Source organism: Epibacterium sp. ABZ3_068 (assembly GCF_056159265.1).
The window spans coordinates 455,087-470,113 of the sequence record NZ_JBSWUV010000001.1 but is presented as its reverse complement, the minus strand read 5'-3'; the positions used below and the strand labels follow the sequence as shown (position 1 = coordinate 470,113).

12 protein-coding genes and 1 riboswitch are annotated in these 15,027 nt (G+C 59.2%); of the genes, 4 read left to right on the top strand and 8 right to left on the bottom strand.

Annotated features, from left to right (window positions below):
• Positions 1 to 33: 33 nt before the first annotated feature.
• The gene (locus ACXAEW_RS02240; RefSeq protein ID WP_474939760.1) at positions 34 to 663 is read right to left on the bottom strand and encodes a hypothetical protein; all 630 of its coding nucleotides are present in this window, start codon (positions 661 to 663) and stop codon (positions 34 to 36) included.
• A 107-nt stretch (positions 664 to 770) separates the two neighbouring features.
• Positions 771 to 965, bottom strand: a complete 195-nt coding sequence (locus ACXAEW_RS02235; protein ID WP_474939759.1) for a SlyX family protein — start codon at positions 963 to 965, stop codon at positions 771 to 773.
• A gap of 425 nt (positions 966 to 1,390) precedes the next feature.
• Here ACXAEW_RS02235 and ACXAEW_RS02230 point away from each other — a divergent pair, with 425 nt between their 5' ends.
• The 3 genes from ACXAEW_RS02230 to ACXAEW_RS02220 all read left to right on the top strand — a co-directional run bounded on the left by ACXAEW_RS02230 (position 1,391) and on the right by ACXAEW_RS02220 (position 4,041).
• Positions 1,391 to 2,086, top strand: coding sequence for a GntR family transcriptional regulator (locus ACXAEW_RS02230; protein ID WP_474939758.1), 696 nt, complete (start codon positions 1,391 to 1,393; stop codon positions 2,084 to 2,086).
• A 275-nt stretch (positions 2,087 to 2,361) separates the two neighbouring features.
• Positions 2,362 to 3,045, top strand: coding sequence for a cytochrome d ubiquinol oxidase subunit II (locus ACXAEW_RS02225; RefSeq protein ID WP_474939757.1), 684 nt, complete (start codon positions 2,362 to 2,364; stop codon positions 3,043 to 3,045).
• Positions 3,046 to 3,141: 96 nt separating this feature from the next.
• Entirely contained in the window at positions 3,142 to 4,041 is a 900-nt protein-coding gene (locus tag ACXAEW_RS02220) for a DMT family transporter (RefSeq protein ID WP_474939756.1), read from the top strand.
• A gap of 53 nt (positions 4,042 to 4,094) precedes the next feature.
• On the opposite strand, the gene ACXAEW_RS02215 is transcribed toward ACXAEW_RS02220, so the two are convergent.
• Entirely contained in the window at positions 4,095 to 5,180 is a 1,086-nt protein-coding gene (locus ACXAEW_RS02215) for an FAD-binding oxidoreductase (RefSeq protein WP_474939755.1), read from the bottom strand.
• A 4-nt stretch (positions 5,181 to 5,184) separates the two neighbouring features.
• On the bottom strand, positions 5,185 to 6,411 hold the full coding sequence (locus tag ACXAEW_RS02210; RefSeq protein WP_474939754.1) for an aromatic ring-hydroxylating oxygenase subunit alpha: 1,227 nt from the start codon (positions 6,409 to 6,411) through the stop codon (positions 5,185 to 5,187).
• Between the two features lie 114 nt (positions 6,412 to 6,525).
• A riboswitch (cobalamin riboswitch) is annotated at positions 6,526 to 6,729 on the bottom strand.
• Between the two features lie 177 nt (positions 6,730 to 6,906).
• On the opposite strand from ACXAEW_RS02210, the gene ACXAEW_RS02205 reads away from it, so the two are divergent.
• Entirely contained in the window at positions 6,907 to 7,797 is an 891-nt protein-coding gene (locus tag ACXAEW_RS02205) for an alpha/beta fold hydrolase (RefSeq protein WP_474939753.1), read from the top strand.
• Here the strand turns inward: ACXAEW_RS02205 and ACXAEW_RS02200 are convergent.
• The 4 genes from ACXAEW_RS02200 to ACXAEW_RS02185 all read right to left on the bottom strand — a co-directional run bounded on the left by ACXAEW_RS02200 (position 7,772) and on the right by ACXAEW_RS02185 (position 14,922).
• The gene (locus ACXAEW_RS02200; RefSeq protein ID WP_474939752.1) at positions 7,772 to 8,887 is read right to left on the bottom strand and encodes a CobW family GTP-binding protein; all 1,116 of its coding nucleotides are present in this window, start codon (positions 8,885 to 8,887) and stop codon (positions 7,772 to 7,774) included. The two genes, ACXAEW_RS02205 and ACXAEW_RS02200, sit on opposite strands and share 26 nt — an antisense overlap.
• A 178-nt stretch (positions 8,888 to 9,065) precedes the next feature.
• Positions 9,066 to 9,617 (bottom strand): carboxymuconolactone decarboxylase family protein, encoded by a 552-nt coding sequence (locus ACXAEW_RS02195; protein WP_474939751.1) that lies wholly within the window; start codon positions 9,615 to 9,617, stop codon positions 9,066 to 9,068.
• 182 nt (positions 9,618 to 9,799) lie between these two features.
• The gene (locus ACXAEW_RS02190; protein ID WP_474939750.1) at positions 9,800 to 10,384 is read right to left on the bottom strand and encodes a TetR/AcrR family transcriptional regulator; all 585 of its coding nucleotides are present in this window, start codon (positions 10,382 to 10,384) and stop codon (positions 9,800 to 9,802) included.
• A 167-nt stretch (positions 10,385 to 10,551) separates the two neighbouring features.
• Positions 10,552 to 14,922 carry an ExeM/NucH family extracellular endonuclease gene (locus ACXAEW_RS02185; protein WP_474939749.1) on the bottom strand — a complete coding sequence of 1,457 codons (4,371 nt, stop codon included), beginning with the start codon at positions 14,920 to 14,922 and terminating at the stop codon, positions 10,552 to 10,554.
• Between the last annotated feature and the right edge of the window lie 105 nt (positions 14,923 to 15,027).

Sequence of the window (15,027 nt, the reverse complement as noted above, 5' to 3'; positions counted from 1 at the left end):
GCAAAAAATGGCCGGAAGGCGCACAGTGCAATTCTAAGCGCTTTTCGGCACCGGCATGCGAGCGATGTCTTTGCCAAGTTGGATGGCGGATTTCACCTCGCGTTTGATGGGTTTCCAGATCTTACGCATCAGCTGTTTGATCTTGTTCAACGCGCCCATCACCTGGGTGACATCGGCGATCCATCCAAGGACCAGCTTCAGGATGCCGCGGAACTGGGCAAGGATGGCCAGGGCGCGGTCGAGGGGCGCGATTTGGTCCCAGAGTTGGTTGACCCAGGCAAAGACCTTGCGAAAGAGGACCACAAAATTGCGGAGTTTGGTTTTCAGAACACGGATAAACTTCGCACGATCTGACTCCAGCTTGCGTTTGAAGCCGGTAATAATGTGTTTCAGCATGGTCCAGAGCTGTTTCAGTCCGGTAGAGATATTGTCGAGCAGGTTCAGCACAAAACGACCGGCGCTGATGAGCGTGTCGACTGCGGCCTTCCCGACGGTTTGAGCCAGTTTCTTGGCGGCTGAGATCACGTTTTTCAGAAAGTTTCGCAACGGGGCCGCGCTGGCGTAGATGCGCGTCCACAGTTTTTTGTAGTAGAATGTCACCCGTTGGAACAATGAGTTCAGATGGTCTTCGACCTTGTTCATTGGATCATTGGTTGGTGCCATGACCCGGCCCCCCTTTATACTTTTTAAACAAACATAAAAAAGAGACTGCCGCAGGAGCGCGCAGACAATCAAGGGTTTTCAAAAAAAGAGAGCGGGTGCGCAACTGATCAATAATGGGGCGGGCGCTCATCGCCAAAAACCACGCCTCCGGTTCCTTCGCTTTCGCGGCGGGCTTCACGCTCCATCAACATATGCACGCGTCGGTTGAGGAGGTCAATGTCGGCCTGCTGGCGTGTGACGACGTCGCTGAGGTCATCCAAGGCGCGTGTCAGGTGGGCGATCTTTTCCTCAAGGTGCTGCATTTTCGTGCTCTTTGCCAAGTGTAGGAGTGTCAGGAGTGTAACCAATTGACGTAGGGGAAGTTTTTCACATCTTTTCCCCTTGTTTGACGCATGAATTAGGTTCTATTTTCCCGGATGAGGCGAGTGGCCCCAAATTTTGTTTGTTTCGTGAGACGGTATACCATAATGTTCCGCGCGACCATAGGCATTGCGCTAGCCTGAGGGCATCGGCGGACGAGTTTGGGTGGCGGTCGCTGGTTTTTGCAAGAAGGCAGTGCTTGGGAGGTGTGGGTCCAAGCTGTCTGCTTAGAAAAAGCAGGGTCAGGAGACCCAAAGCATGCAACAAGCATGCTGAAACAGGCAGGGGGTCCAATATGGGCGGACAATTGGCGTTAAAACAGATTCCGGCTTCGCCGGTCGTAAGCAATAGGCCGCAATATGTAAGGATGGCTGATACGCTTACGGATCGAATCCGCAGCGGAACCTATCCTGTGGACAGCCTGCTTCCGACCGAGGCTGAACTGTGCCTTGAATTTGCCACCAGTCGTCACACGGTCCGCGAGGCGCTGCGGTTGCTGACCAATTCGGGGTTGATTGCCCGCCGACAAGGTTCGGGCAGTCGGGTGCTAAGCCGCTCGCAAGAACCGTCTTATGTGCATTCGATCGGCTCCTTTACCGATATCCTGCAAGAGGTGAGCGAGGCGAAATTTACCGCCACTGTGATTGAGGCCGTCGATGCCAATGATTTCAGCTGCCCTTTTATGAATCTTTCCGGGTCGGGCAAATGGCTCAAGATCACCGGGGTGCGCAGCGACGCCCGGACCGGTAAAGCCATATGTCATTCGATCATGTTTGTAGAGGCTTCGATGCGTGGCGCGATTGAGACAGCTGCGCCGGGGACGGATTTGTGCCAGATGGTGAGCGAACTTCTGGGTGAAGAGGTCAATGAGGTCATGCAGGAGATCACCGTTGCCCCGGTTCCGCAGGAAGCGGCCACAACCGTTGGGCTGGAGCCCGGGGCGCTGACCGTGAAATTTATGCGCCGCTGCACCGACTCCCAGGGGCGCATGCTTGTCGGATCTGCGAATTTCTATCCCGTAGACCGTTTCTCTTATCGTCTGGACCTGAAGCGCGGGGACTGAACGGACGTCTGAAACAGGCGCGTTTCAACGGTCATCCAATGCGGGTGGCCGTTTTGCTTTTTTCAGCGGGACATTTTGGGGCAGCGGTCACTTTGGGCCGGCAAGTCTGAGCAGGGGCAATCTGTCACGCGGCGGCGTGACACATCTGGATCCTGCCTGGTCTTGTGCCACTCTCCAGCGGGTGGCGGAAAGTTCGCCTGTGTGCCGACCTGTGTGCCGATCTGTGTACCGGGCAGATGGGGTTCGCGACGCATTAAAACCAACGATAACAAGAGATGGCCCACAGGAGGGCAGGGGATGGAACTGCGATGGATCTGGCGCTGATCTGGGGCAGTCTGATTGTGGTGATGCTGTTCGGCTATGTCCTTCTGGATGGGGTCGGGCTTGGCGTTGGCCTGTTGTTGCCAACCGGGCGCAGGCGCCGGGGGCGCGATGCCATTCTGGCCACAATGCCCGCACCGCCATCGCGCGCTCTGGCGCTTTTGGGCTGCGGTTGCGTTCTGATTTTGACGCTACGACCTGAAGCGGCGCATCCGATCTGGCATGGCGTGGCCTTGCCGGGCTGCGTTATGGCGCTGGGGTTTGGGGTGCGGGCGTTTTCGGCCTGGGGGCGAGGTAAGGCTGCGCTTTGGGTTGGAGTGTGCGACGCACTGTTCTTTGCGGCTTCGGCTGTTATCGGGGTCAGCCAGGGGCTGGTCCTTGGATCGGTGATCGAGGTGGTCCGGACGCCGTTCCCTCATATCATCGACCAGGGGATGGGGTGGCTGACTCCGCTGTCCCTATTGGCCGGTGTGACCGCGCTTCTGGGCTATGCGCTGATTGGCGCGGTCTGGCTGCGGTGCAAGATCGCCGGAGATCTGGAGCGGCGTATGCGGCGGTTTTCAACCGGTCTGGGGCTTGGAGTTCTCGCGCTGATGGTGATGCTGCTATTGATGATCCCGGCCGGGTTTGAGACCTGATGCACCGCATCAGGCCGTAAAGAGCGTAAGGGTTTGACCTCGTCCTGAATTGCCGTCAAGACTTGCGCCGGTAACGATCCGGCATAGGAGGCTGCGATGCAGGCGATGGCTCAAGTTGCAGCACAGGAGCGGCGTGACAATCTGGTTGGCAGCCTGTGGATGGTGCTGGCGATGTTGTGCTTTGCGGTCGAGGACTCCTTCCTCAAGGCGGTGGCCTATCACTTGCCGGTGGCGCAGGTTCTGGTCTGCTTTGGCGGCCTTGGCATGTGCTTCTTTGCCGGGATGGCCCGGTTGCAAGGTGCACGGCTGTGGAGCGCGGAGGCGCGTGCGCCTGCGATGCAGATCCGCATGGGGTTTGAGGTCCTTGGCCGTCTGTTCTTTGTTCTGGCGATTACCATGGCTCCGTTGTCGGTGGTAACGGTGATCCTGCAGGCCACGCCTTTGGTGGTGGTGGCCGCGGCGGCGCTGTTTTTTGGTGAGCGGGTCGGGCCCAGGCGGCTGGCTGCAATTGCGCTTGGCTTCATTGGCGTTCTGGTGGTGCTGCAACCGGGGGCAGACAGTTTCACCTGGAGCGCGATGCTGGGGGTCGTGGGGATGCTGGGCTTTGCGGGACGGGATCTGGCAAGCCGGGCCGCCCCAAAAGGGCTGAGCGCGGCTGTGCTGGGATTTTATGGCTATGCGGCGATCCTGATTGCTGGTCTGGCCTATACCCTGTGGGAGCAAACACCGTTTCTGTGGCCGGATGCCCTGTCGGTGCAGGCGCTGATCGGCGCGACGCTGGTGGGGGCTTTGGCCTATGTGTCCCTGATGAAGGCCATGCGTACGGGGCAGGTGTCGGCGGTGGCTCCGTTTCGCTATTCCCGGCTGCTGATTGGCATTGCCATTGGGGTTTTGTGGTTTGGCGAAGCGCTGACCCCGGCGATGCTTGTGGGGTCGGTCCTGATTGTCTGCGCCGGTCTGTTCCTGTTGTGGGGCGGGCGGCGGTCAAACGCTTAGGGCGATCTGCGCCACCGGATCCCGGCAGGGGCTGGCGCAGATCTTTCTTTTGGTCAGACCTCGACTTCGACCTTGCCGATCGGGTTTGAACAGCAGGCCAGGATATAGCCCGCGTCGATGTCATCCTCGGAAATGCCGCCGTTGTGGACCATGTGGACCTCGCCCTTGGTCTTTTTGACCTTACAGGTGCCACAGACGCCAAAGGTGCAGCCCGACGGGATATTAAGCCCGGACGCGCGCGCGGCAGCCAAAATCGTGTCGGTTTCGGTGACTTTGGCGGTGACGCCAGAGAGCGCAAAGGTCACTTCGGCCTTGGTGTCATCATCGGGGATCACGTCATCCAGAAGCGGCTGTTCGGCCTCTGTTTCAACGGGCGCGCCAAAGCTTTCCTGGTTGTAGCGCTCCATGTCAAAGCCAAGCCCTGCAAGGGCGTCGCGCACGGCCTGCATGAAGGGCTCTGGCCCGCAGCAATACACCTCGCGGTCCAGGTAATCCGGTGCCATCAGACCCAGCATCAGCTGATTGAACTGCCCCTGATACCCCGTCCAGGGGCGATAGCGGTCCGGTTCTTCGACCACGAACTTCAGATCAAGCCCAGCTGTGCGGCTGGCCATATGTTCAAGCCGCTCACGGAAGATGATTTCGGACGGGCGTTTGGCGCAGTTGATAAAGACCACGTCCAGATCGCCGCCTTCATCCCACATGCAGGTGGTCATGGACATCATCGGAGTGATGCCCGAACCCGCAGAGATAAACAGGAACTTCTTGGACGGGCTTTGGGCATTGGTAAAAAGACCAGCAGGGCCGATGGCCTTCATCCGCATGCCCGGTTGCAGATTGTCCAGCATCCAGCGGGTGCCGATGCTGTTGGCCTGCGCCTTGGCGGTGATGGTGATGGACCGGGGGCGCGAGGGGGACGAAGAGATCGTATAGGTGCGGTGCACCACGCCGCCGGGCTGGCCGGGAGCGGGGATTTCCAGCGTCAGAAACTGGCCCGGATCATAAGAGAAGAGCGCACCGGAGGGCGCGCGAAAGCTGAAACTGGCGGTGTTGGGCACCTCTGGCACAACCGAAACACATTCCAGCATCTCACTGTCCTGCCAGAAGGTGGGGGCGGGTTTGGAGGGGAGGGTGGTCATATCGTCATTCCGCCGCAAGGGTCTGAGGGGCCACACGTCGGGCCAGGGTTGCGCAATACCACTCCACGAACTGCAAGACGCCGCTTTCCTGAATTTGGGAATAGGGGCCGGGTTCATAGGCGGGGCTGTTGATGCCCATCTGGTTGTCTTCCACCACCTGGCGGTCTTCGTCATTGGTGGCAACCCAGACCTCGGTCAGGCGTTTGAGGTCGTAATCCGCCCCTTCCACCGCGTCTTTGTGAACCAGCCATTTGGTGGTCACTTCGGTTTCGGTTGCACTGATCGGGGTCACGCGGAAGACGATAGAGTGATCGGGCAGGAAGTGGTTCCAGGTGGTCGGGTAATGGAACTGCAACAGCGCGCCGGCATCGGCAAAGGGCACCCGCCCCAGCCAGCGGCGCACCGCGGTCTTCCCGTCCATCGTATAGCTTTCGGCGCCTTCTTTCAGAGGCATACGGGCCACGCGGAACTGGCCATCGTCGCTGATATGGAAGTTTGACGCAAGGCCGGCGGTTTCGCAGCGGTCAAAATGGGCCTGAAGGTTTGGCGGTGTTTCGCCACCTTCACCAATGCCGGTGACGCTGGGATCATCCGGGTAGGTGCGGCAGAGGGCGGGGTGGTTGCCGCCACAGTGGTAGCACTCGCGGTTGTTTTCCCAGACCAGCTTCCAGTTGCCGTTTTCCACGATGGTGCTTTCAAAGGCGACCTTGGCATTGCTCAGATCGTGGGGCTCCAGATAGGGGCGGGCCCGGTTGGCAAACGTATCGAAATCCGGGGCCTCATCGGCCAGGCAGATATAGACAAGGCCCGCCAGTTCCCGGCAATGAACAGTCTTCAGCCCATGCGCCTTGGGGTCGAAATCCGGTCCCATGTCGCGCGCCCACAGAAGCGAGCCGTCCAGCTCATAGGTCCATTGGTGGTAGGGGCAGACCAGTTTGGGGGCGTGGCCTTTGGCGGCTTTGCACAGGATGGACCCGCGGTGACGGCAGGTGTTGTGGAAGGCGCGGATGTCCCCGTCGGTCCCGCGTACAAGGATCACCCGGAATGCACCCACCTTATGGGTGACATAGCTGCCGGGTTTTTCCAATTCGCAGGCGGCGATGGCAAACAGCCATTCGCGATAGAAAATGCTTTCAAGATCCGCCTGAAACACATCGGGATCTGTGTAAAACGCTTGTTCCAGGGCATGGCCGCGGGTTCTGCGCGCCAATAATGTGTCGATCTTGCTCACGTCTGGCTCTCCTGCCGCGCGGGGCGGTTGTGGCTTGGGCAGATGGCAACAGGGGTCCGTCCGACGGCGCGGGAGGCACGCTTTCGGTCACAGGAGCCCCCACCGCCACCCGCGGTTTGACATATCTGCAAGGCTGGTTTCCGGACTTGGAAGAGGCCTTGGCCCAAGATGCGGCACCTTCCCGGGATCCTCCTCCCAGTGGTCGTGGCCGCGTCTGTTCATCCTTACCGTTGCGGGGGCAGCGCCGGAGTTGCACCGGCTTCCCAATTCTCCGGCGACTCTGCACAAGCCACCGGCACCTTACGCGCTCAAACTAGCGTGCGTTGCAGATCCAACTTCGCCACAAGCGACAAAATATGAAAAGAAACAGACCTTCCGGAGTAAAGTTTGCGCGGCGCAGGGATCTCTCTGCCCTTGGGCGGCTGTGGTTTAAGGCTTGCCCGAACGTCCCTTGGGCGTAGACTTCGGGGCAGCGAAAGCAGGGAGGTGGGGGAGATGTTTTCAGGGTTTGACACGGTTGAGATTGATCTGTCGACCGCCCGTATCCATGCGCGGGTGGGCGGCGTGGGTAAGCCGCTGTTGCTGATGCATGGTTATCCGCAGACCCATGTGATGTGGCATGGGATTGTAGATGCGTTGGCGCGTAGCCATCGGGTGATCGTGCCGGATCTGCGCGGGTATGGCCAGTCCCTGGCGCGGGATGGAGATTTTACCTTTCGGGCGATGGCGAGGGATCAGGTCGCGGTGATGGCCAGGCTGGGCCATGACCGGTTTGATGTGATTGCCCATGATCGCGGCGCACGTACGGCGCATCGGATGGTTCTGGATCATCCCGAAACGGTGCGCTCGGTTGCGTTGCTGGACATCCTGCCAACGCTTGATGTGTGGAAGACAATGGATGCGTGGCTGGCCAGACGCTATTACCACTGGATGTTTCTGGCGCAGCCCGGCGGCATGCCCGAGCGGCTGATCAATGGCGATCCTGTTCATTTCCTGCATTCCGCCCTCCTGGGCCTGTCGGGGGCGAAAGAGATGTTCCATCCTGAAGCGCTGGCAGCTTATGAGCGGGCAGCGCAAAACCCGGATGTGGTAGCGGCCTGGTGTGGAGATTACGCGGCGGCCGCATCGGTTGATCTGGACCATGACCGCGCGGATCTGGGCCGGACGAGCGACATGGAATGTCTGGTGTTATGGGGGCGCAAAGGGGTTGTGGCACATCACATGGATCCGGTTGAAGCCTGGAAGACCTGGTTTCCCAAGGCCAGGGGACATGCAATTGACGCCGGGCATTTTCTGGTAGAGGAGCGCCCACAAGAGGTGCTAGCCGCGTTACAGACGCATCTGAACGCAGTGCCAGCGGTCAGTTGGACCAGTTGTCGCCCTTGACCTCGTTCCAGCCGGGAAAGACTGCGGACTGGGGCGCGACCTTGGTGGCGCGAAGCATGTCAAAACTGCGTTGCAGCTGGGCATCTGTCATGTCGCGGGCAATCACCACGATCCGCGATGTTGTATCCCCTTCGGGCCAGTTCTTCAGCGGCACAGGCGCATCAAAGATGTGTTGAACCCCATGAAAGACAAAGGGAATATCCATCCCTTTGAGGAACACGATACCTTTGACACGCAGCAGGTCGCGCCCTTTGAGCGCCACCAGCGTGTCGAGCCATTTGTCAAAAACCGCATCCTCCAGCGGGGTGTCCAAGGTGATCGAAGCCGTGTTGATCCGGCTGTCATGGGCTGAGAAATGCTGGGTTGGCGCGGGCGTGGACAGGCCCGAAAGATTGGCCAGAGGATCGGCACTGGTCGCGGCACCATCGGTATGGGACACCCAGGCCAGCGCGTTTTCCGTGGTCGCGCCGCGCCGCATGCCCGACAGGCCCCAAAGCATCTGCGGGGATTGGATCACTTCGTTGACGTCAACCAGTCGCGCCGTGGGATTAAGGCTCTGGAGGCGGGCTTTCAGCGCATCGGCCTGCTCTGCAGAGACCAGATCGGTTTTGGTCACCACAACAAGATCCGCCGTAGCGACCTGTGACACTGCTTCGAATTGGTCATCCAGCGTGGATTGGCCGTGGGCGGCGTCCACCAGGGTAATGACACCGTCCAGCAGGGATACGCGCGACAGGTAGCGGTCAGACAACAGGGTCTGGCGCACCGGGGCCGGATCGGCCAGACCCGTGGTTTCGATCACCACGCGGTCAAAGTCCAGCTCACCCGAGGCGCGCCGGGTGATCAGCCCCGCCAGTGTTTCCGCCAGATCCCCCCGGATCGAACAGCAGATACAGCCTGAAGACATCAGAACCACCTCTTCGCTGCTGTCTTCGATCAGGTCGTGGTCCAGTCCAACTTCGCCAAATTCATTTACGATCACCGCGATTTTGCCCGAGCTCGCGTCCGAGAGGACCTTGTTCAGGAGGGTCGATTTCCCGGCGCCAAGAAAGCCGGTCAAAAGGGCAACAGGAAGGCGGCTGTCGGACATGAGGGCTCCTGCTTGGGGCTGGGACGACGGGGATTGAAAGCTCAAAAAGTGATATGTTGTAACGATGTTCGGGTCAAGGGAGTTGGGGGCAAGGTAACTGTGCCCAGCACAGCGAAGACCCGGCCGCTGTTGGGTGGCCGGGTCTGTTTGGTCGGATCAGGTCAGGGTGGGACCGGGATCAATCCTTGCGCCAGGCATTGGCTGCAAACGCATCATCCAGCGGCGTATGGGTGATGTGGTTGGTATAGTTCGACAGCACTTTGAGGCTGGTGCCCACCAGCACTTCCAGCACATGCTTTTTGGTGAAACCGGCTTCCAAAAAGGCGGAAATATCGCCGTCGCTGGGATAGCCGCGGGTTTCATTAATGATGATGGCGAATTGGCGCAGCGCTTCGAGCCGGGCGTCCGCAATCGGGGTGCCGTCGCGCAATGCGGTGATCACGTCCTCAGCCACGCCCCCCATCTGGGCCAGGGTCGTATGAGCGGCCATGCAATAGGTACAGCCGTTCAGCCGGTTGTTGGCGAGCAGAACAATCTGGCGCTCGGTCTCGGTAAAGCTGGTTTTGTCATTGATTTTCGACAGGGTCAGATAGGCCTCCAGCAGAGCCGGGGCTTCGGACATGTTGCGGTAGAGGTTGGGCAGAAAGCCATAGGCCTTTTCGGAATCGTCCAGCATTTTCTTGGCGGCTTCGGGGGCAGATTCGATTGTGTGCAATTCAAAGATCGACATCAGGTCGGGCTCCATCAAAACAGAAGGTCAGGACCGCGCGGCTGGAATGTAGTTCTATACCGGTCGGTCAAAATGGCAGATAGGCATACTGTACCGATCGTTCAAGAACCGGGGGCGATAAAATAAAACGATCGGTCAAAAACTGCCTGAGGTGCTGTTAAAAACGTGCACGAGTGGTTTGTTTAACGCCGAACCAGTTTCCGGGCCTGACGGCGCAGGGCGTTCAGATCGCTTTCGCCAAAGACGCCGCGGGCCAGGACGCGCAGACCGGTTTCCAACGCCAGCAGGGCTTTGGCGGTGTCGGCGATTTCAAAATCCGCAGGCAGCAGGTTTTGCGCGCAGGCCAGTGTCAGCTGGTCGATGAAAAACCCCTCGAACTCCTGCAGGCCTTGGCGCACCAGGGCTTGGACCTCATCAGAGTGAAACTCGATCTCAAGCGCGGTATTGACCAGGAAACAGCCTTTTCTTTCCGTGTCATCCAGGCTTTGGCGGACCATTTCCGCAAAGAGGTCGTCAATCGCGGCCAAGGGATCAGGGTTCCGGGCCATCTTGGTCAGGGTCGCGCAGCGGTGTTCGATATTGTATTTAAGAAAGACCTTGAGGAACAGATCCTGCTTGCTGCCGAAGGAATGGTAGAGGCTGCCTTTGTTGATCCCCATATGGGTGGTCAGATCGGTGATCGAGGTCGGCGCATAGCCTTTGCGCCAGAACAGGTTCATGGCACGTTCAACGGCGTGGTCTTCGTCAAATATTTTGCTGCGGGCCATGCGGGCGTCTACCTCTTCTGCGCAGAGAGATATAAGCCATCGCCCCCCATGCCGACAAGGACAGCCGTCGCGGCGGCAGAGCGTGCATAACGGATCGGTTGCTGGCGTGAGGCAAAAAAACCAGCCGCACGGGGTGCGGCTGGCTTGGCATGTTTTCGGCGTGGGGGTTAGACGATGCTGTCGAGCCCATCCAGATCCAGACCGATGATCAGCGGATCGTGGTCGGATGCGGCATAGGGGCCACCGGCAAAGAAGCCGGAGTTCTTGAACGATGTGTCATAGTTCAACAGGTCCGGTTCATCTGCGTTGATGTGCCATTCGGTTGCACCTGTGACCGCAGCCGCAAGTTCTTCATCTGCCAGACCGTGATCCAGCGCGCCGCGCTGACCGTCAAAGACAAAGCTGTATGCCTCGTCCTGACCGATGAATGTGTCGATCAGATCTGTCAGGCCGTTGTCGTCGGTCAGAACCTGCACCGGATCTTCCTGTGCATAGGCGTTCAGATCGCCCAGCAGCAGGTAGTTGGTGGTACCGCCGCCGTTGTAGTCGTTCTCCAGCCAGTCGGCCAGTTCAGCTGCCGCATCGGCACGGACCTGGTTCCAGAAGCCCTGACCATTGCCCTGATCAAAGTTCGGGTCCGCAATCAGCGCGTCGATCTGTGCCTGGGTGATGGCGGTGCTGCCACCGTCCAGCGCGGCCTGTGCGTCATCCACAACATCCTGCAGGTTGCTGTCGCCTTTGGATTTGAAGTGCGAAGAGACGAGAGTGAAGGTCTCACCGGTCTCGATGTCTTCAAAGGTGGCGGCAACAGACGGGCGGTTGCGCTGGAAGTCACCGAGCTGGTCATCGGAGGATGCAACCGCGTTCAGAGGCTCTGCCAGCGCAAAGGTGGTTGCGGCTGAGGCTTCCTCGAACACGATGAACTCGCTGTGGACCAGGCGCAGTTTTGCGGTGTCATAGATGATGCCGGTGGTGATGGCGTCGGTGCCCAGGAATTCGCTTTCCAGACCTTCGGTCGGGTTCACGAACCCATAGGTTCCGATGGAGCCTTCGGCGCTGTTCAGCTCGTCCACCAGCGTGGCAATTGCGCTGTCGTCCCCAAAGCCGTTGTTCTCGATTTCCTGGATCGCAAAGGCTTCGGCGCCGGTGCCCTGGAACATCTCGACCAAAGCGTCGGTCTGGCGCTCCAGCTCTTCGGCGTTGTCCGCACCGCGCGGGTCCAGCGTGCCGCTGGGGCCAGTGCCGTTGCCGCCCTGATCCAGAGTGGTGAAGTAGTTCAGCACGTTGATGGAGGCGACCTGAATGTCTCCGCCCACATCCGCCGGCGCGGCTTCGCGTGCGCCAGAGTTGGTGGCTTCGTCAATTTGCAGCTGCTCGCTGACATTGACCTGATAGTTGCCGAAGGAGAAGGTCAGGACACCTTCGACCGGGGCGGTCAGTTCGGAACCCAGACGCAGGGTAGAGCCGCCTTCGCCAAAGAAGTCACCGGCATCCAGGATACCGTTGCCATTGTCGCCAGGGCCACCCGGCAGATAGGCGTATTCATCCGGGTTTTGCTGGTTGGACCCGTCATCCAGCAGCAGGCGCGCGTTTTCATTGGCCGTGGTAAGGGCCGCGATTTCATCCGCTTCGGTTTGCGCGTCAAACAGCTGGGTGGGCTGATACTGCACACCGGCGCTGATTTCGATCTGACCAAACCGGTCGAGGTTGAAGTTGGTGATCACGGTCAGCGGATCAACAGTGCCCGAGCTGACAGAGACCAGCATGCCTTCGATGGCTTCATAGTTCTGGGCTGTTTCCGGATCCAGAATGATCTGGGCCGCGGTTGGCGTCGGAACCACGTCGTTGATAATTTCAACTGCCGTAACAGTGTCGATCTGCGTCAGGCCAAAGAACTCATCAACGGTGCCGGTGACTTCCACCAGATTGCCCAGTTCGACCGCAAAACCGCCGCCGGTGAAGACAAAGATACCTTCGGAGGTCTGCGCGCTGTCGTCTGCATCCGTGTCTTCTTCCTGCAGCCAGAAGCCGTCGCTTTCGATGCGGGTCACCACGGCCGAGACGCGGGTCTGCGCGCCCACAAAGGTGCTTTCCGCGCCGCTGCCCTGGATCTCGCTGATCAGCTGGATGTCGGGCTGTTCGCCACCGGTGCCGCCGTCGCCGCCGTCACTGTTTTCGCCGCCCGAGGTGTTATTGGCGGGCGCTTGCCAGTTGCCGTCCGCATCCCGTTGCAGGGACTGGCCAATCTCGGTGCTGCTGCTTTCGGCAACGCCGATGTCTGTGGACGTCTCGCCATTGGCCAGACCTTCGGTTGCGGTAAAGCTGCCCTCGTAAGAAATGAATTCAACCAGCTCACCTTCCAGACCAAGCGCCAGGCCGTCAGGACCGTTCTGGATGCCGTTGGCGGGCAGGTCCAGGACATAATAGTCAAAGGTGCCATCGGTGGTCTGGGTCATGTCGGCGGTGGAGAAAGTGCCGTAGACCACGCCGCCGTTGCCGTTGACCAGTTCGAGCGTAACATCTGAAACATCCGCACCTGCGTTGACGCGGATTTCCACAAACTCGCCTACGTCGCCACCGTCGTTGTCATAGTGGAATTCATTGATGCGCAGATCGGTGACCGCTGCGTTGCCGCTGATATTGGCTTCGCCTGCAGTGTTGCTGAAGGGTTCAAACCATGCGTCATCTGCACCGCGTTGCAGGGACTGGCCGATTTCGGTGCCGCTGTTTTCAGCAACGCCGATGTCAGTGGAGGTTTCACCTGCGGCCAGACCAGCGCTTGCAGTAAATGTGCCTTCGTAGGAGAGGAACTCGACCAGTTCACCGTCCAGACCCAGCGCCAGACCGTCAGGGCTGCCATTTTGCAAACCATTGGTGGGCAGCTCTACGACATAATAATCATAGGTGCCGTCGGTGGTCTGGGTGAAATCACTCATGTCCAAGCTGTTGTAGACCGAACCGTTCGAGCCGTTCAGCAGTTCCAGCGTGACACCGGACGCATCTGCGCCTGCGTTGACGCGGATCTCGACAAATTCACCGGTGTCAGTGCCTGTGTTGTCATAGTGGATCTCGTTGATACGCAGATCGGTGATCGCAATTGTTGCCGGAGTATTGGCCGCGCCTGCGGTGTTGGTCTCGGCCAATGCGCGCCAGCTGCCGTCCAGTTCCCGCTGCAGGGATTGGCCAACTTCGGTGCCGCCGTTTTCGGATACGCCGATGTCGGTGGAGGTCAGGCCAGCCGCGGTGCCATTGGTGGCGGTCAGCGTGCCTTCGTAAGACAGGAATTCGATCACTTCGCCGCCGTTGGACAGCGCCAGACCATCCGGAGAGCCGTTCTGGATGCCATTGGTTGGGCGGTTCCAGACGTAGTAGTCAAAGGTGCCATCGGTGGTCATAACCAGATCCGCCAGCGCGGTTGTGGCATAGGTTGCACCGTTGGAGCCGTTGTACAGCTCGACAGTTACCTGCGAGATATCGTCGCCTGCGTTGACGCGGATCTCAACAAATTCGCCTGCATCGGTGCCGGCGTTGTCATAGTGGATCTCGTTGATGCGGGCGGTGACCAGTGGGATTTCAACAACGTCCTGAACCTCGACGGATACGTCTTGGCTGGTTTCGCCGCCGTGTTCATCGGTCACGGTGACGGTGATCTCGTAGCTGTTGTTGGTGTCCTGATCGTCAGGCGCTTCGAAATCGGGGGCCGCGACAAAGGTCAGCGCGCCGGTGTTTTCGTCGATGTTAAACAGCGCGGCGTCGGTGCCGGAGATCGCAAAGGTCAGGTCCGAGCTGTCCACATCGGTGGCTGCAACGGTTGCAACTGCCGTGGTGTTTTCCAGAACTGTGAGTGTGTCAGGCAGCTCCAAACGGGGTGCGTCGTTTTCACCGTGGATGGTCACGGTGACGGTTGCGGTGTCGGTGCCGCCTTTGCCGTCGTCAACGGTATAGGTGAAGGTGTCGGTTGCGGTTTCACCCGCTTGCAGGCTGTCAAACAGCGTGCCGGGCGTGTAGGTCACGATGCCGCCTGCCAGTGAAACGGATGCGCCCGCCGCCGAAGTTGCGTCCACGGCGGTGACTGCGATCACATCGCCGTCGAATTCCTGATCGTTCACCAGAAGGTCGCTGGCAGCAAAGCTCACACCGCTTTCGCTTGCATCCACGGTGTCATCGCCGGCGAGAACCGCATTGTTGGTGCCATCCAGAAACAGGGTATAGTCATCGGCTTGAAAATGCAGCGCCTCGACTTTGAACAGGGTGTCACGACCTGCATCTGCAACACTGTCGGTCAGCGATTGAATGCGTGTGGTGCCAAAGCGGGTGGTTGAAAAACTGTAGTCGTTGATGCCACCGGCATAAATTGCGGTGTCAAACCCGCGACCGCCAAAAAACGTGTCGTTTCCGCGCCCGCCAAAGAAACTGTCGTTTCCGCCACGGCCAAATGCGACATCGATACCGTCGCCGCCGGTCAGGACATTGTTGCCCTTGTTCCCAAATTGAAAATTCAGGCGAGAAAGCCCAGGAATACCAAGTCCAATTGCCATTTTATGTGCCCCGTTGTCGAATAACGCATGAAAGTGTTTCGTGTGGCAGGTGCACCATAACCGATGACAGAACGATGACGGTCGTGACGTTACCGAAAAATTTTC